At 66.8% G+C, this 18,892-nt stretch carries 15 protein-coding genes; 1 reads left to right on the top strand and 14 read right to left on the bottom strand.

The window, feature by feature from the left end:
* Positions 1–141: 141 nt before the first annotated feature.
* Positions 142–1,410, top strand: a complete 1,269-nt coding sequence (locus BUR94_RS10465) for a glycerate kinase type-2 family protein (protein ID WP_074256186.1) — start codon at positions 142–144, stop codon at positions 1,408–1,410.
* Between the two features lie 9 nt (positions 1,411–1,419).
* On the opposite strand, the gene BUR94_RS20685 is transcribed toward BUR94_RS10465, so the two are convergent.
* The 14 genes from BUR94_RS20685 to BUR94_RS10400 form a co-directional block, all read right to left on the bottom strand.
* Positions 1,420–1,587, bottom strand: coding sequence for a hypothetical protein (locus BUR94_RS20685; RefSeq protein WP_175570456.1), 168 nt, complete (start codon positions 1,585–1,587; stop codon positions 1,420–1,422).
* Between the two features lie 193 nt (positions 1,588–1,780).
* Positions 1,781–2,212 (bottom strand): hypothetical protein, encoded by a 432-nt coding sequence (locus BUR94_RS10460; protein ID WP_074256185.1) that lies wholly within the window; start codon positions 2,210–2,212, stop codon positions 1,781–1,783.
* 75 nt (positions 2,213–2,287) lie between these two features.
* The gene (gene tssH / locus BUR94_RS10455; RefSeq protein WP_074256184.1) at positions 2,288–5,089 is read right to left on the bottom strand and encodes a type VI secretion system ATPase TssH; all 2,802 of its coding nucleotides are present in this window, start codon (positions 5,087–5,089) and stop codon (positions 2,288–2,290) included.
* A 34-nt stretch (positions 5,090–5,123) separates the two neighbouring features.
* A complete protein-coding gene (gene tssG / locus BUR94_RS10450) occupies positions 5,124–6,209 on the bottom strand; it encodes a type VI secretion system baseplate subunit TssG (RefSeq protein WP_139301262.1) in 1,086 nt (361 codons plus the stop codon).
* A complete protein-coding gene (gene tssF / locus BUR94_RS10445; RefSeq protein ID WP_074256182.1) occupies positions 6,206–8,167 on the bottom strand; it encodes a type VI secretion system baseplate subunit TssF in 1,962 nt (653 codons plus the stop codon). Before tssF ends, tssG begins: the two co-directional genes overlap by 4 nt.
* Entirely contained in the window at positions 8,167–8,724 is a 558-nt protein-coding gene (locus BUR94_RS10440) for a type VI secretion system baseplate subunit TssE (RefSeq protein ID WP_074256181.1), read from the bottom strand. The genes tssF and BUR94_RS10440 overlap by 1 nt, the downstream gene beginning before the upstream one ends.
* A gap of 284 nt (positions 8,725–9,008) precedes the next feature.
* Positions 9,009–9,494: an Hcp family type VI secretion system effector gene (locus BUR94_RS10435; protein ID WP_074256180.1), complete on the bottom strand. Its 486-nt coding sequence runs from the start codon at positions 9,492–9,494 to the stop codon at positions 9,009–9,011.
* Between the two features lie 203 nt (positions 9,495–9,697).
* On the bottom strand, positions 9,698–11,188 hold the full coding sequence (gene tssC, locus BUR94_RS10430; RefSeq protein ID WP_074256179.1) for a type VI secretion system contractile sheath large subunit: 1,491 nt from the start codon (positions 11,186–11,188) through the stop codon (positions 9,698–9,700).
* 89 nt (positions 11,189–11,277) lie between these two features.
* Entirely contained in the window at positions 11,278–11,814 is a 537-nt protein-coding gene (gene tssB / locus BUR94_RS10425) for a type VI secretion system contractile sheath small subunit (RefSeq protein WP_074256178.1), read from the bottom strand.
* Between the two features lie 94 nt (positions 11,815–11,908).
* Positions 11,909–13,282, bottom strand: coding sequence for a type VI secretion system protein TssA (locus BUR94_RS10420; protein ID WP_074256177.1), 1,374 nt, complete (start codon positions 13,280–13,282; stop codon positions 11,909–11,911).
* Between the two features lie 206 nt (positions 13,283–13,488).
* Complete coding sequence (locus tag BUR94_RS10415) at positions 13,489–14,004, bottom strand: OmpA family protein (protein ID WP_074256176.1); 516 nt, start codon at positions 14,002–14,004, stop codon at positions 13,489–13,491.
* A 113-nt stretch (positions 14,005–14,117) separates the two neighbouring features.
* Positions 14,118–15,701 carry a type VI secretion system-associated FHA domain protein TagH gene (gene tagH, locus BUR94_RS10410; protein WP_074256175.1) on the bottom strand — a complete coding sequence of 528 codons (1,584 nt, stop codon included), beginning with the start codon at positions 15,699–15,701 and terminating at the stop codon, positions 14,118–14,120.
* A 233-nt stretch (positions 15,702–15,934) separates the two neighbouring features.
* Positions 15,935–16,534 carry a DUF6931 family protein gene (locus BUR94_RS10405; RefSeq protein ID WP_084192994.1) on the bottom strand — a complete coding sequence of 200 codons (600 nt, stop codon included), beginning with the start codon at positions 16,532–16,534 and terminating at the stop codon, positions 15,935–15,937.
* Positions 16,535–16,555: 21 nt separating this feature from the next.
* Positions 16,556–18,571: a type VI secretion system Vgr family protein gene (locus BUR94_RS10400; protein ID WP_074256174.1), complete on the bottom strand. Its 2,016-nt coding sequence runs from the start codon at positions 18,569–18,571 to the stop codon at positions 16,556–16,558.
* Positions 18,572–18,892: the final 321 nt, after the last annotated feature.

Here is an 18,892-nt window from a genome sequence, read left to right as displayed (position 1 = left end):
GTGACGCTAGGTTAACCGTGAAATGACCCTTGAGAAGGGGCCTTCACGCTTTATTCACGTTAACCGATCCGGCGGTGGGGAGGCGAGGGGCGGCGCGTTTTGACACTGGCACTCGGCGAGCGCTTGAGAGAGTGTGGCGCCATGACAGAGGAAAGCGAAAGCGCCCACGCGGCGCGCTCCGCACTGCGGGCTGAAGCCGAGTTGATTTTCCGTGCCGGCGTGGCCGCCGCCGACCCCGGCGCGGCGGTGGCGCGGGCGCTGGAGGCCGAGGGCTGGCAGGGGCGTTTCGTGATCGCGGTGGGCAAGGCTGCCCCGTCGATGATGCGCGCGGCGCTGGAGCGGGTCGGGCCGGTGGAGGCCGCGCTGGTGGTCACAAACCCGGAAAACGCGGGCGAGGTGCCGGGCGCGACGGTCATGGTGGCCGCCCATCCGGTGCCAGATGCGGGCGGGCTGGCGGCGGGCGAGGCGGTGCTGGAGATGCTGGCGCGCGCGGGCGAGGGCGAGCGGGTGCTGGCGCTGGTCTCGGGCGGCGGATCGGCGCTGCTGACTGCACCGGTGGAGGGCGTGAGCCTGGCCGACAAGGCAGCCGTCAATGCGGCGCTGCTGGCGAGCGGCGCCGACATCCGCAAGATGAACCTGGTGCGCCAGCAACTCTCGCGGCTGAAGGGCGGCGGCTTTCTGCGTGCGGCGGCCCCGGCGGAGGTGCGTGCGCTGATCCTCTCGGACGTGTTGGGCGACGACCTGTCGACCATCGCCTCCGGCCCCACGGCGCCGCCGATCGGCACAAGGGCCGAGGCGCGCGCGCTTTGCGCGGAGCTTGGCATTTGGGAGAGCCTTCCGGCCTCGGTGCGGGCGTATCTCGACGTGAAGGCCGCCGAGTTGCCGCCGCTGCCGCCGGCGCAGAACGAGATCATCGGCTCCAACGGCGTGAGCCTGATGGCGATGGAGCGCGCCGCGCCGGGGGCGCGGGTGGTGCTGGAGCCGTTGGAGGGCGATGTGGAGGAGGCCGCGCAGGCGGTGGTGGCCGCGGGCGACATGGGCCCCGGAATCACGCTCTTCGGCGGCGAAACGACCGTGCGGCTGGGCGAGAACCCCGGCATGGGCGGGCGCAACCAGCAGCTTGCGCTGCGGGTGGCCGAACTGGCGCGCTGGCCGGGGGAGTGGGTGTTTCTCTCCGGCGGCACCGATGGCCGCGACGGCCCCACCGATGCGGCGGGCGGCCTGGTGGACCACGGCACGCTGGCGCGGCTGGCGGCGGCGGGCAAGCGCCCGGCCGACTACCTGGCGCGAAATGATGCCTACAACGGGCTGAAGCTCTCGGGCGACCTGCTGATGACCGGCGGGACCGGCACCAATGTGGCCGACCTTCAGGTTCTCATCCGGCGCGAGCCGGGCAAGACGAGCTTCTGAGCCGGGGGCTTATTCGCCCTCGCGGCTCTCGGGCCCCGTGTCGATCAGCCAGCCACCGGGACCGGCGATGCTGTCGGGCAGGATGTGCGAAACGGTGAACAGGATTTCGCGGATCAGAACGCAGACGAGAAAGGCGGAAATCACCTGTCCGACAGTGATCGAGGTCAGAAATTCCATGACGGGCTCCCCTAGTGGCCTTAGGCAGACGCTGGGGGTGAAATGGGGCAAAAAGACGACCAACAGACGACCGGCTGACGGCTTTTTCACCCTGACGTTGTGGTGACCTTGCGTCACTTTTGCGGCAGGGCGAAGGAGCGGCGGCGCAAAGGCTGTGCGCCGCCGGTCAGGAGCAGGTGAGGCCTGCCGTGGGTCAGGCAGTGAAATCGGACAGGGCGCTCTCGTCGCCGGTGCCCGCGCGCACCCGCCACTCGGTGGCAAAGCCGCCGTATTGCACCGCGGCCCGCCCGACGGCGGAATACTTGGGGTCATCGTCGATATAGCGCTGGTAGGCGTATTTGGCCCCGGTCGTGGCGAGCTTCTGCGCCAGCTTCACGAGGCTCTGGCTCGGCGTCGCGCCGACGAAGGACTTGTAGATCCCGAACAGCAGCCCGGCCTTCTCGGAGGCATCGACGGCGACGAAGAGGGCGGCCTGGATGAAGGCGCGGTCGCGGTGGGAAAAGGCGAGGGTGGCGCCGGTCTTCCAGAAGTCGGAGACCACGAGCGCAAGCTCCGGGTCGGTGAGGTAGATCTGCTGCGGGGTGAAGCGCAGGTCGGGAAATGCTGCGCTGAGCGACTGGGTCATGACTTTTCTCCTAATGACTTTGGACAGGCTTGGGCGGGCTCCGGAAATTCGGAGCCCGCATGGGGGCTGACCCGGTCAGGCCAGCTGGTAGTCGAAGGCCTCGTCCTTCACGTCGACCGCGATGGATTTCAGCTCCTCGCCGCCCACGGCCTTCTCGAGGATGGCGCGGGAGAGATCGGGCAGGATGGTCTGGGTGATGATGTTGTCGATCATCCGGCCGCCCGAATCCGGGTCGTTGCACTGGCTGACGATGTGCTCGATCACCGCGTCGGAGTAGGTCATCGTGGCGTTGTGGTTCTGCCGCACGCGCTTCACAATGGAGCCGATCTTCAGCTTGGTGATCATCGCCAGCACGTCCTTGCTGAGCGGGTAGTAGGGGATGGTGACGATCCGGCCCAGGAGCGCGGGCGGGAAGACCTCGAGCAGCGAGGGCTTGAGCGCCTCGGCCAGGGCCTCGGCATCGGGCCGCGCCTCGCCTTGCTGGCACATGTCCATGATGACATCGGTGCCGGCGTTGGAGGTGAGCAGGATCAGGCAGTTCTTGAAGTCGATGGGCCGGCCCGAGCCATCCTCCATGTGGCCCTTGTCGAAGACCTGGAAGAAGAGCTCGTGCACATCCGGGTGGGCCTTTTCGACCTCGTCCAGAAGCACCACGGAGTAGGGCTTGCGGCGCACCGCCTCGGTGAGCCGCCCGCCCTCGCCGTAGCCCACGTAGCCCGGAGGCGCGCCCTTGAGCAGCGCCACCGTGTGGGCCTCCTGATACTCCGACATGGCGATGGTGATGACGTTCTGCTCGCCGCCGTAGATCGCCTCGGCCAGGGCCAGCGCGGTTTCCGTCTTGCCGACGCCGGAGGGGCCGGCGAGCATGAAGACACCGATCGGCTTGCCCGGGTTGTCGAGCTTGGCGGTGGAGGTCTCGATGCGCTTGGCGATCATCTCCAGCCCGTGATCCTGCCCGCAGACGCGCTCCTTGAGGCGGTCGGCCAGGGTGAGGATGGCCTGCAGCTCGTCGGCCACCATGCGGCCCACGGGGATGCCCGTCCAATCGCCCACCACGGAGGCCACGGCGTTGTAATCGACGTGGGAGTAGATCATCCGGTCATCGGCATCGCGGCTGTCGAGCTCGGCCACCTTGGCGGCCAGCGCCTCGCGCAGCTTGGCGGCGTCGTCGCCGGTGGCGGGGGCGGCGTGCTCCTCGGGGATGTCCACCGACTCGGGGGCGGGAGCGGGGGCCTCATCGCCCGCCACGGCGGCCGCATCGGCGGCGTCCTGCGCCTCGTGGGCCTGTTCCGGGGTCGGGGGCACCTCGGAGGGCTTGTCGATGGCCAGCTTGCCGTCGCCCACGCCGGTGAGCTGGGCGCGCAGCTCCAGCACCTCCTGCACGATGGCCTTCTCGTCCTCATACATCTTTTCGGCGGCGACGAGCGCCTCCTTGGCCTTCTCGATCTCCTCCCGGACCTCGACCTTGCGCTCCTCGGCGGTCTCGCCCAGCTCGGCCTGGCGCTCCTTGCCCAGAAGCTCGGCCTCGAACTTGGCGATGGTGGCCTTGAGGTCGGCGATGCGGGCGGGGGTGGTGCTTTGCGAGATCGCCACCCGCGCCGCGGCGGTATCGAGCAGCGACACCGCCTTGTCGGGCAGCTGGCGGGCCGGGATGTAGCGGCTGGACAGCTGGACGGCGGCGACGATGGCCTCGTCGGAGATGCGGACCTTGTGGTGCTCCTCCATCGGTTTCATGATCCCGCGCAGCATGTAGCAGGCGCGCTCGATATCGGGCTCGTCCACGGTGATCGGCTGGAAGCGGCGGGTGAGCGCCGGGTCCTTCTCGAAGTACTTCTGATACTCCATCCAGGTGGTCGCGCCGATGGTGCGCAGGGTGCCGCGGGCCAGCGCGGGCTTCATCAGGTTGGCGGCATCGCCGGTGCCCGCCGCGCCACCTGCGCCGATCAGCGTGTGGGTCTCGTCGATGAAGAGGATGATCGGCGTGGCCGAGCCCTGCACCTCGTCGATGAGCTGGCGCAACCGCTGCTCGAACTCGCCCTTCATCGAGGCGCCGGCCTGCATCAGCCCCATGTCGAGGCTCATCAGCCGGTTGCCCTGAAGCTGCGGCGGCACGTCTCCGCTTGCCAGCCGCTGCGCGAAGCCCTCGACCACGGCGGTCTTGCCCACGCCCGCCTCGCCGGTGAGGATGGGGTTGTTCTGGCGACGGCGCATCAGAACGTCGATGATGTTGCGGATCTCGTCGTCGCGGCCCACGATCGGGTCCATCTTGCCGGAGGACGCCTGGGCGGTGAGGTCGACGCAGTAGCGATCGAGCGCGCCGGTGCCCTTGGAGGCGGTATCGCCCCCGCCACCGCCGCCCGACGAGGAGAGGCCGGAGCCGTCCATCGGGCGCTGGTCGTCCTCCTCGGAGAGCGCCCAGACACCGCGGGCGTCGTTGACCATGGTCTCGACGTTGAGCCCGCCGAGGGTGGGCGAGCACTCCTTGAGCATCCGCAGCAGTTCCTTGCCCTTCAGCGAGGCGACCAGCAGGTGGCCGGTGCGGATCTGCGGCTCGGCGAACAGCAGGGTGCCGTAGTGCCAGCCGCGATCCAGCAGGTCGATCACGCCCTCGGCGAAGCCGGGCATCTCGGTGACGTTCTTGCGGTAGTCGTCGATCTTTTTCTGCAGTTCGGCCAGCACCTTGGAGCGGTCGATGCCGTAGTTCTGCAGGGCAACGGAGATGTCGCTCTTCTCGTTTGCGACCATATGGAAGAACCAATGGGCCACCTCGACGTTGCGGTTGCCCTCGCTGCGCGCGTGGCGGTGGGCTTTCATGAAGGCGTCGTAGCCGGTGCGATTGAGCTTGCCGGCAACGGTTTCGAGGCTCACGTCAGACATTTTGTGTTTCCGTCCCTATTGAAATGCGTGCTTTTTACCCGGTTTGAATGTTGCCGATCACAGCCTGATGAAGGCTGAACCTGGCATCTGAAACATAATCCTCGTCACCCGTGCCCGCGGCTTCGGCCTTCAGGGGGGTCCAGGTGGTGTAACCCAGACGCCCCTTGGTGCCGAGCTGGGCCTTGGGGCACAGCCGCCGGGGCAGGGCGAGCTCGACATCGAAATCAATCTGCTCGCCCAGATAGAACCTTACCATATCCGCGAGCCGTTCAAACATGTCTCCGCCGGGCAGGAAACTTTCGTAATCGTCGAGCAGGTCGGTGCGGATCTCGATGGTGGCCTTGTCGTTGATCGAATAGACCCGGCGGCCGGCATAGGTGTTCTGGCCGAGCTGGGCGCCGCTCTGGCCGAGGCGGGTGAGGTCGCTCTCCTCGAAATCGAGCCAGATGCCCTCGCGCTCGCGGATCCGCACATCGACGCCCAGCACGCCCTCGAGCACCTGCTGGAGCCGCTTGGCGCTCTTGACCCGGCTGGCCATGATGCCGGCAAAGGGCAGCTTGGCGATGTCTGGCACGCGGTCGCGGTCGCGGTAGGGCGGGGTGCCGATGCCGATGGTGGAGCCGACGTAGGCCGCGAAGCGGTCTTTCTCGGGGTGGTCGAACTGGGCGATCGGGCGCGCGTCGGCCCAGACCCGGTGGAACAGCTGAAGAAAGCGGGTGGCGAAGATGTCGGCGAAGCGGATGAAGGCATCGTCGCCGGCCAGCTTCCAGCGCATCGCCTCGGCGGTGGTCAGCAGCGGCAGAGGGCCCTGGGGGCCGAAAAAGCCCAGAAACCGCGTGCGGAGCCGGGGCACCTCGTCTTCGCGCACCTCGAAGGCCTGCACGTTGGAGGCCGGGAAATCCATGAAGGGATCCTGGCCGACGCTGACGATCTCCTGCGCCAGAACCTGGCTCTGGCCGATCCGGGGCTTGTCGGGGTGCATCCGCTCCAGCTCGCGCAGCAGGGCGTGGATGTTGAAGCGGTAGGGCTCGGCCTCGAGCATCTCGCGCCGGGTGCGCGCCTTTTCGAGCGGGAGGGGCTTGGGCGCCTCTGGTCGTGCGGATCTGGCCTTTGCGCTCACAGCAGCGGCCCGGTGCCGGAACGCGGAGAAAAGCGCATCACCTCGCCGCGGGTGTCGGAGACGAGGACGGTCTCGGTGAAGCTGTTCATATGGGCGTAATCGGCGAAGAACCTGTCGATCACGGCGCCGAGCAGCATGATGCCGGTGCCCTCGAAGGCCCGCTCGTCGAAGCGGACGGTCACCTCGGTGCCGCGCGCGGCGTGGTAGCCGTCGGGCCGCCGGAGCGAGCGGGTGATCGGGCGGGAGGCGATGCCGGTGATGCCGCGGATCTGCCGCTCGGTGATCGAATCGCCGATGTCGGAGAACAGGCCGAGCAACTCGCGCAGCCCGCCGGCGGGATCGTCGGAGTGGCGGTCCTTCAGGCCGAGCTGGTTGAAGGAGAGCAGGTTGACGAGCCGCCACATCACCTCGCCATGGTGGCCGATGCGGGGGTCGTTGTGGTCGAGGTCGGCGATGGCGACGCGCGGCGGGGTCGGGCCCGAGATGCAGGCGAGCGGCACGTTCACGTCATCGGTGAGCCGGAAGTCGACCTGGCTCTGCCCGATCGGCAGCTGCTGCACCAGGTGACGGTTGGAGCAGAGCGCGATGACCTGGAGCCGCTGCACGCGCTCCTCGTCATCGAGACCGGCGGGCTCGTAGATCGAGACATAGGTCTCGGTGCCGACGTAATTGCCGCCGAAGCCGAAGCGCCGCTCCTTCTCGGTCAGGCGCCGGGGCTTGCGGTGGTGGCTGTAGTAGAGCGCATCGGCGGGGCGCACCTCGCTGTCGGGCTGGGAGTAGAGCCGGTTGACCCGGACCTTCTTTCGCATGCCGGGGTAATGCGCGTAGACCTCCTTGATCCGGTGGACCTCGTAGTTCACCGCCGGGCTGGAATCGGGCACCACGAGATACTCGTTGAACTTGGGATCGGGCCGGACCCGGCTGCACCGCTCTTCGAAGAGGTTGACCGCGGGTGCGGCGTAGAGGCGGAAGTTGGAAGGCTCGATCAGCGCGGCCAGCCGGGGCTGGCTCTTGGAGAACTCGATCAGCACGTCGAACATGGGCGCGGGGATCCGGGCCAGCAGGCGCTTGAGCCCGACCATGCGGAAGCCGAGAAACTTTTGCGGCAGCACCCAGTACTCACGCAGCAGCGAGTAGCCCTCGAAGATCTTGTCTTCCTCGGGGAAGAGCCGCTCTTCCTCGCGGAAGCCGACCTGCTCCAGAAAGCCCGGCGGGCAGGGCAGGAACACCGGGTCGCCGTTGCGGTCGAGGTAGCGCAGGGTGACGCGGCAGGTGTCGGCGAAGAGCTGTTCGTAGAGCGAGACCATGTCGGCCCGCGCGCCGTTCAGGTAGATCGGGATCTCGCTGGCGGTGATCTCGTTCACCAGCGCCGGCTTGTCGCCCTTCCTGGGCGGCAGCTCGGGGTCGCGCACCTCGTTGTCGGTGCGGCGGACGAAGCGCAGCCGCAGCCCGGCCCCGGTCTGGCGCATCACGTCGAGCCCGAGCGCCTGCATCGGGCCGGCGGAGGGCATGTAGGTGGCGGTGTCGATCTCGAGCGGCCAGAGGGTCAGCGGGGCCGAGAGGCGGAACCGGGCCGAAACCCGCTGCTCGCGCTCGACATAGGTGGCGTCGAGATAGGAGCCGGCCGGAAAGCTGCTGCCCTCCACCAGATCCTTCTCGGAAAAATCGGGATTGGCCTGCACGATCATCGCGGAGGGCGTGGGCGCCAGGTAATCCGGCATCAGCTGTTCGAGCAGGGCGGTGGTGAAGGTATCGAACTCGCCCTGGATGGCGAGCTGGATGCGGGCGGCCATGAAGGCGGTGCCCTCGAAGAGGCCGGCAAGCCCCGGCTCCAGCTTGTCTTCGGTCAGGCCGCCGAGACGCTCGGCGATGCCGGGGTACTCCTCGGCAAACTCCTTGGACCGCTCGTAGAGAATCGCCAGTTCGCGGTTGTAGGCATTGAGGAATTCACGGTTCATCAGCTGCCTTCGATGTTCGAGAATTTCATCTTGCCGGAGCCCACGTCGATTTCGGCGACGAATTCGAGCGGGATGTCGACCGGCTTGCAGGCCATTTCGGCGGTGATGTCGAACACCAGCTTCTGGTTCACCTCGTCGAATTCCTCGCGCATCCGCACGTTCATCGAGGAGGGCACGAAGCGGGGTTCGTTGTTGAGCAGGGCGCGGGCGAGTTTTCGGGGCACGCCGAGGGCCTTGTTCTCGCCGGCCGCGAGGTTGGACAGATCGACGAGGCCGTAGTTGAGGATCGACTTGCCGACATACTCGAGGTCTTCGATGTCGAGGGCGGCGTCGAGGTTGATGGTGTTGGCCAGCGCCACCAGGTCGATCTCGAGGTTGCGCTTGAGCTGGGCCTCGTTGGCCCCGCGCCGGCGCATGGCCGAGCGTTCGTGCAGCACGCGCTGGCCGTCGGTGTAGGTGGTGGTGTCGATCTTGGCGTCGCGCGCCTTGAACGCCTCGCGGAAGGCATACATGAGCGGGATCTGGAGCTGCTGCTGCTTTTCGGGGCCGCGGGCCATCAGGGCTTCGCCTCAGATTTGAAATCGGATCTCCGGCGGGGCCGGGACTGCCGCGCCAAGCTCGGACGCAGCGTCAACGATAGCGCCGTGCGTCGGGCCTGAGAAGGGGGGCGGGGCGGAGAATTTCGTGAATTTCCGCGTTCCCCCCGATGGTTGGGCCGCACTACACCCGCTGGTTGCGCCGGGGTCGCCCCGAACCGCGGCGCGCCCAATGCAAAACGGGGCGCATCGCTGCGCCCCGTTCCGTATGGTTGGTGCGGTGCCTCGTGGCACCGCAAACCGGATCAGTAGTGCTTGCCGGTCTGGACGTTGTAGCCGGCGGGCTTGAAGGCCTGCATGGCGCCGGTGTTGTCCTTGGGGGCGTACTCGACGAGGATGTCGGCGTAGTTCCAGGACAGGGTCTCCATCATGTTGTTCTCGCCGCCGCCGGCACCGCCGCCGCTGATCGAGCTCACGATGGCGTCGGTCAGGGTCACGCGGAAGTAGGGCTCGAGCTTGTTCTTCACGGACGCCACGACTTCGATCTTGACGGTCTTGAAGTGCTCGCCGCCGAAGCAGCGGTTCCACAGCATGTGGGTGGAGCTGTCGGTTTCCTTGGTCACCATCACGTCATGCGGCGTGCAGATGCCCTTGGTCGCGCCTTCCTTGCCGGTGGTGTAGCGGCCCGGCTGGGTCGCGCCGAGCGAGAAGGATTCGATGTTGATCCAGTTCTCGTAGCCTTCGGCCTTGGACTGACCATCGACGTTCGGGCCTTCGATTTTCATATACATTCCGCTAGACATAATTGATCTCCTTGTGTCAGCGCTGTTGAAGCAATAACTTGCCGTTTTTCAAATCAAGACCGGTAATCCCCGGTCCTCACTGAGATGGGAAGGCAAGCCTCCCGTTGCAAGGTTCCCGCACAAGATTTTTTTAAAAAACGTGAGGGAACCGAACGGGCCGCCCCGAAAGACGGCCCGAACTCCTAATAATCTTAACCGCCGCCGGGCAGACGCGACACCAGGCTCATGCCGATGTCCATGCCCTCCATCTGGAAGTGCGGCCGGAGGTAGAACTTGCCCATGTAGTAGCCGGGGTTCTCCTCGTCGGGGACGATCTCGATCTTTGCGCCGGCGAGCGGACGCTTGGCCTTGATCTCCTCGGAGGAGTTCTTGGGGTCGCCGTCGATGTACTGGGTGATCCACTTGTGCAGCTCGTACTGGAGCTGGTCCTGCTCCTTGGTCGAGCCGATCATGTCGCGCACCATGCACTTGAGGTAGTGCGAGAACCGCGACACCGCGAAGATGTAGGGCAGCCGCGACGACAGGTTGTCGGAGGCGGTGGCCTCGGGGTCGACGAAGGACTTGGGCTTGTAGAGCGACTGCGCCCCGATGAAGGCCGCCTTGTCGGTGTTCTTGCGGTGCACGAGGCTGATGATACCCGCCTTCGACAGCTCGCCCTCGCGCCGGTCCGAGATGGCGATCTCGGTGGGGCACTTCTGGTCGGTCGAACCGTCGCCGGTGTCGAAGGTGTGGGTCGGCAGGTTGATGACCTCGCCGCCCGACTGCACGCCGCGGATGCGGACGGTCCAGCCGTACTCCTTGTGGGCCCGGGCGATGTTGGCCGCCATGGCGTAGGAGGCGTTCATCCAGGCATATTTGGTGCCCTCGTGGCCGTCGGTCTCTTCTTCGAAGTTGAAGGCATCGACCGGCAGGCTGTTCTGGCCGTAGGGCTCGCGGGCCAGGACGCGCGGGGCTGTCAGCGCCACGTAGCGGCTGTTTTCGCTTTCGCGGAGCGACTTCCAGGCGGCGTAGTCCGGGGTCTCGAAGATCGAGCCCAGGTCGGCCGGGTTGTTCAGCTCGTTCCAGCTGTCCATGTTGAGCAGGCCGGGGTTGGCCGCCGCGATGAAGGGCGCCATCGAGGCCGCGGCGATCTTGCCGAGGTCGCGCAGCAGGCGCACGTCGGCGGGCGAGTGATCGAAGTAGAAGTCGCCGATCAGCGCGCCGTAGGGCTGGCCGCCGAGCTGGCCGAACTCGTGCTCGTAGATCTGCTTGAACAGCGGCGACTGGTCCCACTTGGCGCCGGGGAAGCTGCGCAGCTCCCGCTCGAGCTCCTTCTTGGAGACGTTCATCACCTTGATCTTCATGGTGGCGTCGGGCTCGGAGTTCATCACGCAGTGATGCAGGCCGCGCCAGGCGCTCTCGACCTTCTGGTACTCCTCGTGGTGAATGATCTCGTTGACCTGGGCGGTCAGCTTTTCGTCGATCTTGGCGATCATCTCGTCGACGGTGTCGATGATGTCTTCCTTGATGACGGTCGCATCGGAGAGCGCGGTCTTCACCAGCGTCGACACCGCGTTCTCCACCTCGGTGGCCGCTGAGTCGGAGCGGGGCTTGAAGTTCTGCTTCAGCGCGGCGGAGAAGGCGTCAAGTTCATTGACTTCTCCTCCTGCGGCGCCGGCTTCCTGTTGGGCTTCGGTTGCCATGTGTCTGGTCCCTGTCCTTGTTGTCGTCGGGTCCGGAAGGTCGCGCGGGGCGCCGCGTCCGGTCGCGAAAGTTCAGAAGGGCGGGGGCCTCAGCCCTCGCTCTCCTCGCCGCCGTCTTCCGCGCCGCCTTCGGCGCGCTTCTCGGCAAGCATCTTCATCATCTCGGGGTCGGCCAGCAGCTTGCGGAGCTGGTCCTGCGCACCGGCCTTGCCGTTCATGTAGCGCTGGAGGTTGGCCAGCTCGTCGCGGGCCTCGAGCAGTTTCTTGAGCGCGGGCACCTGCTTGGCGATCTCGCCGGGGTCCATGTCGGACATCTTCTTGAAGTTCAGCGAGACGCCGAGCTTTTCGCCCTCGTCGCCTTCACCCAGCTTGTTGTCGACGTTGAACGACACGCCGGGCGCCACGGCATCCATGTAGTCGTCGAAGTTTTCGGTATCGACCTGGGTGAACTTGCGCTCGTTCATCGGGTCCTTCTCGACCGCCGAGGAGTTGCCGGAAAGGTCGGCCATCACGCCCATGACGAAGGGCAGCTCGACGTTCTTCTGGGAGTCGTACGGGTCCTCGTAGGCGATCTGAACCCGGGGCGGGCGGTTGCGTTTGATGAAGCGGGTCGCTGAATCAGACATTTGAAAATCTCCCTAATACTCAAGCAAGTGAAGCCACGCAGGCCCTGCTTTGTCAAATGTTTTGCCCCAACGGAAGGTGCCCGTCGGGGCGGTTTCACTCGGTTTCGCGGCTCTGTTTGTGAGCGCTCTGGAACAGGTCACTCAGTATCGAAGAGAAGTCCCGGTTGAGGTAGGTCTTCGCCTTGAACAGCAGGATCGGGACCGGGCTGGAGGGCTCGGTCTTGCGGAAGAAGCCCTCGACCGCTGAGATCAGCGCCGTCGCCTGCTCCCGGTTCTGGCAATCGACGGGTTCGGCCTCGCCGGTGTCGATCACCGGAAGGTCGGAGGGGGGCTCCTGCATGGCCAGCTCGCGCAGCCGGCCGACCGAGAGCATGAAGCCCTCCTCGGAGCCGAAATCGACGATCGCCTCCTCGGCCTTGCTGGGCAGCAGCGCGTCGAGCGCGTCGGTCAGCGGCTTGCCGATGAGGGCCTGGGCCTGGCGGATCAGCAGCAGCGAGGGGGCGGAGGGCTCGATCGCGGCGAAGTAGCCCTCGACCGCCCGCAGCGCGGCCTTGGCGGTGGCGTGGTTCGGCACCGGGCCCACCATGACGGGCGGGCCGGAGGCCACGCGGGTGCCGCCGCCGGCGGCGTCGGGTGTCGCGCCCTCGCCGGCCTCGGCCACCGCGGCCTCTGCGCCCTCGGTGCCGTCGCCCGCTCCCTCGGCGTCACCGCCCGCGAGATCGGGGCGGGCCTCGGCAAAGAACCTGAGGATGGCGTCGAGCACCTCGGCGACGTTCTCGAACTGCGGCCCGAAGGCGCCCGAGGGCGCGGTCACGCAATGGGTGCGGATCTGGTCGAGCGCGGCGCGGGCGCCGGCGAGGGCGTGGTAGATCTTGTCGACCTCGGCGGCGTTGTCGGCGCTTTGCAGCGCGGTCAGCATGGCGCCGCTGTCGGCCACGGGGCGCTCCTGCCCGCGCGGCTCCTTGGCGCCGGAGGCCAGCTCGTAATCGCGGAAGGCGAAGCGGCCGGCCCGGCGGTCCTCGATCAGCGGGGCGTGCTCGAGAGGCATCACCACCTGGCTCATTTCATTGAGCAATTCCAGCGCGTTGCGGCGCTCTGTCGAGTCGCCCTCGTCAATGCGCGGGTGCACCTCCTCGGGGAAGCGCGCCAGCAGGCCTTCGATGGCCTGCACACATTCGCAGAAGCCCACGATGCGCCCGGCCAGCGCCTGGAACTGCGCCTCGAGCGAGAGCAGCCTGAGGCAGCGCGTGCGCTCCAGCAGCTTGTCGATGGCAGCGACCTCGGCCTTGATGTCGATCGACTTGCGGTCGAACACCTCACCCGTCTCCGAGCTGATGATGAACCGCATCGGTATCCGGTCGAGCGCCTCGAAGTAATACTCGATGTAGTCGTTGTCGTCCTCGAGCAGCAGATCGGGGCCGCAGGGCTGATCCGCGGAGATCGGCTCGAAGAGATTGTCGTAACGCATCTGGATTCCCGTTGGACGTCCCATTGAAAGGGGCATCCTCTAAGGGCGCCCTCGTTGTTTCGGGGGCGATACTGGCCCGACAAGGCCCGGAGGTCACTCAAAAAATTCCCTCAAGGGGTCGGTTGAACGGAATTTTCACCAAAAAGAAACGCCGTCCCGGAAACGGAACGGCGCATGCGGGCGAGGCGGGGGCTTGGCCCGCGCATCTACTGAAGGTCGATCCGAAGCTCGACGCGGCGGTTTTCCGGGTCCATCGGATCGTCGGTCCGGGGCGCGGTCTCGCCGAAGCCCATGGCCGAGAGCCGCTCTTCGGTCACGCCGAGGCTCACCAGGTAGGCCTGCACGGCGGCGGCGCGGTCCTCGGAGAGGTTGCCGTTGTAACCCTCGGTGCCGCGCGCGTCGGTGTGGCCCTCGATCATGAAGCGGGCCTTCTTGAGGCGCTCGTCCTCGAAGGCCTGGGCCACGACCGCGAGGGTCTCCTTGGCCTGCTCGGTCAGCTCGGCGCTGTCGAGCTCGAAATTGATCATCATGTCCATGCCCTTGGGCTTGGGCGGGGCACATTCTTCGGCGGTGCCGATGCAGATGCCGCGGTTCAGACCCAGATCGGCGCTGTCGACGAGGAAATTGGCCACGTCATCGGCGGAGTAGGGGCTTGCGGACTGGGCGTGAGCGGACAGCGCGGAGGCTGCCACCAGAGCTGAGGAAAGGAGCAGGTTGCGCATTGAAATCACCGTTTCTGTCAAAATCCGTAGGGTCAACTTAAGATTTCAGGGCCGTTTTGTCAAGAAACGGCCTTTAATTTAACGGTTTTGTCACATTGGCGCGGCCTGCGCGGCTACTGGTTCTGGGTGCCTTCCATCACGTCGTCGTAGGCCTCGGAGAAGTAGGCGAGGAACACGTCGAGCATGCCGTTCTCGTAGGGATGGGTCTTGGCGTCCCATCGCTCGACATAGATCTGCCAGGCGCGCGCGTCCTTGGAGGAGAACCGGCCGGCATCGACCTTACCCTCGACCGCCTCGGGCGCCATGTCCTCCAGCAGCCGGGCCAGCGCGGGCTGCAGCGCGGCGTGCACGGCATATTGGTGCATCTTGATGTCGTTGAAGCTCTTCTGGACCGTCTCGGAGCCGCGCATGTAGCCCTGGCGGCCGGAGCCGAACATGGTTTCGAGCTGCTCCTCGGCGGAGGGCATGAACTTGAGCGGGTTGTTGGCATCGGCCCCGATCATGGTGCGCGAGCCGGACTTGAGGCTCTGCTTGGTGGCGGCGCGGGCCTTCAGCAGGCCCGCGAGCTCGCCGACCATGATGCGCAGCGCGCGGCCGATCTCATGGGCGACGGCGCCCGGATCGGGCCCCTCGAAGGCCTTGGGGTTGATCCCGGCGCCATCGGCGATGGCGGCCAGCAGGCCGGTCACGTCACCCACGCTGCCGGCCTTGGGCGGCGGCGCGGAGGGGGCCTGCACCGGCGGGGCCGAGAAGGCCTCGGCGGCGGGCGCGGTGGGGCTCACCGGCGGCGGCGCAGGAGCCAGCGGCGGCTGAGACACCGGCGCGGGCTGCGGCGGCTGAGACACCGGCGCGGGCTGCGGCGGCGGGGCCTGGGGCGCGGCGGCGGGGCCGGGGCCGAAGGGCGAGCCGGTGGTTTGCTGCGGCGGCGGGGCGGGCGGCGCGGAAGGGGCGCCGCCGAAGGGCGATCCGGTGCTTTCCGGCTCGGGGGGCGCGGCGGGCGGCGGCGGGGCCGCGCCGAAGGGCGAGGCGCTCTCGTCCGGGGCCTCCTGCGTGGGCGGCGGGGCCTGCGGCGCGGGCGCGGCGCCGAAGGGCGAGCCGCTGCCAGCCCCGCCACCACCCTGTGCGGGGGGCGGGGGCGTGCCGGTTTCGCTGCCGCCGAAATCGGGCAGGTCGATGTGCTGGTCGCCGAAGTCGGCCAGGCGGTCGCTGCCGCCGCGCGAGGTGAAATCGCCCTGGCTGGGCGGGGCCGCGCTGCCGCCGACGGACCAGATGTCGCCGCCACCACCGCCGCCTCCTCCTCCACCGCCGCCCTGGTCGAAGGCGGAGGGGCCGGGCTGTGCCGGGGGCGGGGCCTCGTAGGCCGGGGCGGGCGCGGCCTGGGCCGCCGCCACCTGGGCGATCACGAGGTAATGGCCGATCTGCAACTTGTCGCCGCTCTGGAGCTGGTAGGGGCTCTTCACCCGCATCGAGGCGCCGTTCACGAAGGTGCCGTTGGTCGACACGTCGTAGAGCCAGTAGGCGCCGTTCTCGTAGCGGATCTCGGCGTGGCAGGACGAGACGAAGCGGTTGGGGTCGGGCAGGGTCCAGTCCATCGCCGGATCGCGCCCGATCTCGAACCCGCCCTGGTTGGCCGAATACTCGATCGGCCCGCCATCGGGCAGGGAGGGGAAATTGTCGATGCGAAGGGTCAGGGTCATGATCGGCGCCGCTCGGACTGTGCCGCCCTTAGGGGGGCTTCTGAAATTCGTGGTGCTACAAGAGTTACGGCGCGGGGGGTGTCGATGCAAGCCCGCTGGCCCGGAGCCGCGGCGATGCCCGTGCCGGGCAGTGCCGGGACGTGCGCGGCCGAGGGGCGTTTGGGATCAAATGCTTGCCCCCCGTCTTTCACCCGTCGTGTGAACTCGGAGAAGGGGCGGAGCGGAGGCAGGGCTCAGCCTTCTTCGGTCAGCATGACCGCCATGCGGATGAAGCGCTGGAGATGTTCGCCGCGGGTCTTGATATCGAACCGGGCGAGGGCGGAGAGCAGCCCCGCGTTCACCGCGCGGGCGGTGAGGAAGGGCGGCGGCGGCACCGGCGGCACGTCGGGTCCGGCCATCGAGCCCGAGGACCAGCCCGCGCCGAGTGCGACCCAGACGCCGGGCGACTTGATCTTGGCCTCCATCGCGGCATCCAGCGCCTTGTAGCGACTGTCTTCGATCGGGTCGCCGACCCATTTGGCGGCCAGCTCGAGCATGTCCCTGTCGGTCTGGTCGAGCGTGTCCTCGATCTTCTTGAGGCACTCGTGGCCCCACCACACGGCAAAGCGGCGCGGCAGGACATAGGCGCAATAGGTGAGGGCCTCCTCGGGCGTCTCGCCTTCGGCCAGGGCGCCGATGAAGTCGACCGACGTGTGACCGTTGGGACGCGCGGTCACGTCCTCCTCGATCTCCGGGATCGCGTCATACAGCTCCTGAGCCACCTCGAACCGCAGGTTCTTTCGTTTGGCGGTGTCGGTGGCACCGGCGATGACCGTCTTTTGAGAGTCCCCCACGTGCCGAATCCCTTCCGGTCCTTAGTTGATCTTAACCAGTGCGGCCTGGATCGTCATCAGTCCGCCTGCCTTGTGCGTGGCCATGGCCCCGCCGTTGGTCGTCAGGTTCGCCGAGGCATTGATGTCGATCATCGGCGCGGAGATCTTGACCGAGGCCGGGTCGATCGTGATCGACGAGGCGCCCACCGTCAGCTTGATCTTGGTCAGCGAATTGATCTCGATGTCCTGGTAGCCGTCGATGGTGGTCTTCTTCGCCACGGTGACCGCCCACTTGCCCTGGATGTTCAGGGTGTCGTCCTTGTCGATGTTGGTTTCGCGGTTCTTGTTGACCGTCCGGTTCTCGTCACCCTTGATCAGGTAGGTGTTGTCCTTGTGGATCGTGTGGGTCTCGTTGCCGTGGACGGTGCGGGTCTCGTTGCCGCCGATCACCGTGGTCCGGTTCACGTCGACGTTGCGGCGCTCGTCGTTGAGCACCTTGGTTTCCATGTCGTATTGCGCGTGCTGGCGGAACAGCTCGTCGCCCTTGGTGTCGTTGAACACGATCTCGTTGTAGCCGCCGCCGCCCTTGGTGGAGTTCGACTTGATGCCGTTCCAGTTCTTGTCGCCGGGCTGGTCGTAGGGGGGCGGGTTGTCGCCGTTGTAGACGCAGCCGGTGACGAGCGGCTTGTTGGGGTCGCCCTCGAGAAACTCGACGATCACCTCCATGCCCACGCGCGGGATGAACAGCGTGCCCCAGCCGGCCCCGGCCCAGGGCTGGGAGACGCGGATGCGCATGGAGGAGTTCTCGTCGTTCTGGCCGAGCCGGTCCCAATGGAACTGGGCCACGATGCGGCCGTGCTCGTCGACGTCGATCTCCTCGCCGCTGGCGCCGACCACGGTTGCGGTCTGCGGCCCGGTCATCCGGGTCTCCGGGGTCTTGCGTTCGGGCGCGTAGGGCACGTCGGAGGGGGCCACCTCGTAGTGGCCGGAGAAGTGGGCCTCGCCGCCGCCGGCCGAGCTCGAGCGGTAGCTGGTGGACTGGTAGCTGTGCATGGCGCGGGTGCACAGGTACTCCTTGTTCAGCACGCTTTCGTCCTGGTGCTCGCCAGTCAGGGTGAAGAGCATGCCCGAGGACAAGGTGATGCAGTCGCCCGCCGCCACGTGATGCTTGTCGCGGGCGCGATACTGGTCGGCGCGCAGCTGGGCATAGGTCTTGCCCTCGCCGCCGTCGAGGTAGACGCCGGGATACTCGTAGCTCTCGAGCTTGCCGTAGTCGTGGACCGCGTCGCCCTCCTGGTCGGCCTTCATGTTGGCGCTGACGGTCTTGAAGTTGTAGTCGGTCAGGGCGACCTTGCCGGTGGTCAGGCGGCGGTGCGGGGTCCAGTCGGAGAAATGCTCCTCGGCGGTGTGGTGATGCCCGTTGTTGGGCACATGCACGCGCTCCTCGGGCGCCAGCTTCTCGAAGCCGTCGACGGAGTCGGTGATCACCATCTTGTGCGCGCCCAGCTCGTGCTTGAACCAGTAGTTCACGCCGTAGCGCTCCATAAGGCGGCTGAGGAAGGTGAAGTCGCTCTCGTTGTACTGGACGATGTACTCCTGCACCGTCTGCGGCACCGAGGACGAGAGCTGGATCTCGAGCCCGCCGGCGGCGTCGTAGCCGAAGTCCGAGCAGACCTCGGTGATGATGTCCTCGAAGTTCTTCTGCTGGTAGATCTTGTTGTTCCGCCGCTTGCCCATGATCCAGAACCAGGGCCGCAGGGTGAAGGTGTAGAGGTTGCCGCCGTGGCCGTCGGGGTTCCAGTGCGCCTCGGTCACGATCCCGTCGAAGTAGCGCTGCGCACCGTAGATGGTGTCGAGCTCCACGGTCATGTGGGTGCCCATCAGCTCGTCGAGGTCGATGACGGTGGAGCCATCCTGGTCGATCGCCCGGACGTGATACTCGAAACACTCGTTCACGGCATCCATGCCATCGAAGCGGACGAGGCTGAGCGCGTTGAAGTCGAGGACGGTATTCAGCTTGCCGAGTCGTTCAGATTGATTGTTGCTTGAGGTGCTCATCTCGGGCGCTTCCCAGCTTTGAATTGAGTGGCGCGGCCGCTGAAATACAGGCCGGCGCCCAGAAGGAATAATTGAAATAACTGACTCCAATGTAGGGAGGGCGGGGGAACCGCGCAAGAGGGTGTGAGTTTTCGCGCCGCGCGGCCGCAACCCGCCCCGGCAGGCCCCGGCGCGGGCCCCCGCGAGGAAGGCCGCGCGCAGGATTATGTGGCGAGGGCGCGGCGAAGTTTGCATTTTACACAGGATTTGTTGCCGCCCTGCAACAAAGCTGCGCCCGGCGGGCCCGACAGCGAGGCTCAAGTGATTGTGGTTAAAATTGAC

The organism is Vannielia litorea, from assembly GCF_900142295.1.
Lineage (GTDB): Bacteria > Pseudomonadota > Alphaproteobacteria > Rhodobacterales > Rhodobacteraceae > Vannielia > Vannielia litorea.
The sequence above is the reverse complement of the archived record's forward strand: the minus strand, read 5'-3'. Positions and strand labels throughout refer to the sequence as shown.

Coding starts and splice junctions, on each gene's coding strand:
- BUR94_RS10465 (WP_074256186.1), top strand. CDS start 142: ATGACAGAGGAAAGCGAAAGCGCCCACGCGGCGCGCTCCGCACTGCGG.
- BUR94_RS20685 (WP_175570456.1), bottom strand. CDS start 1,587: ATGGAATTTCTGACCTCGATCACTGTCGGACAGGTGATTTCCGCCTTT.
- BUR94_RS10460 (WP_074256185.1), bottom strand. CDS start 2,212: ATGACCCAGTCGCTCAGCGCAGCATTTCCCGACCTGCGCTTCACCCCG.
- tssH (WP_074256184.1), bottom strand. CDS start 5,089: ATGTCTGACGTGAGCCTCGAAACCGTTGCCGGCAAGCTCAATCGCACC.
- tssF (WP_074256182.1), bottom strand. CDS start 8,167: ATGAACCGTGAATTCCTCAATGCCTACAACCGCGAACTGGCGATTCTC.
- BUR94_RS10440 (WP_074256181.1), bottom strand. CDS start 8,724: ATGGCCCGCGGCCCCGAAAAGCAGCAGCAGCTCCAGATCCCGCTCATG.
- BUR94_RS10435 (WP_074256180.1), bottom strand. CDS start 9,494: ATGTATATGAAAATCGAAGGCCCGAACGTCGATGGTCAGTCCAAGGCC.
- tssC (WP_074256179.1), bottom strand. CDS start 11,188: ATGGCAACCGAAGCCCAACAGGAAGCCGGCGCCGCAGGAGGAGAAGTC.
- tssB (WP_074256178.1), bottom strand. CDS start 11,814: ATGTCTGATTCAGCGACCCGCTTCATCAAACGCAACCGCCCGCCCCGG.
- BUR94_RS10420 (WP_074256177.1), bottom strand. CDS start 13,282: ATGCGTTACGACAATCTCTTCGAGCCGATCTCCGCGGATCAGCCCTGC.
- BUR94_RS10415 (WP_074256176.1), bottom strand. CDS start 14,004: ATGCGCAACCTGCTCCTTTCCTCAGCTCTGGTGGCAGCCTCCGCGCTG.
- tagH (WP_074256175.1), bottom strand. CDS start 15,701: ATGACCCTGACCCTTCGCATCGACAATTTCCCCTCCCTGCCCGATGGC.
- BUR94_RS10400 (WP_074256174.1), bottom strand. CDS start 18,571: ATGAGCACCTCAAGCAACAATCAATCTGAACGACTCGGCAAGCTGAAT.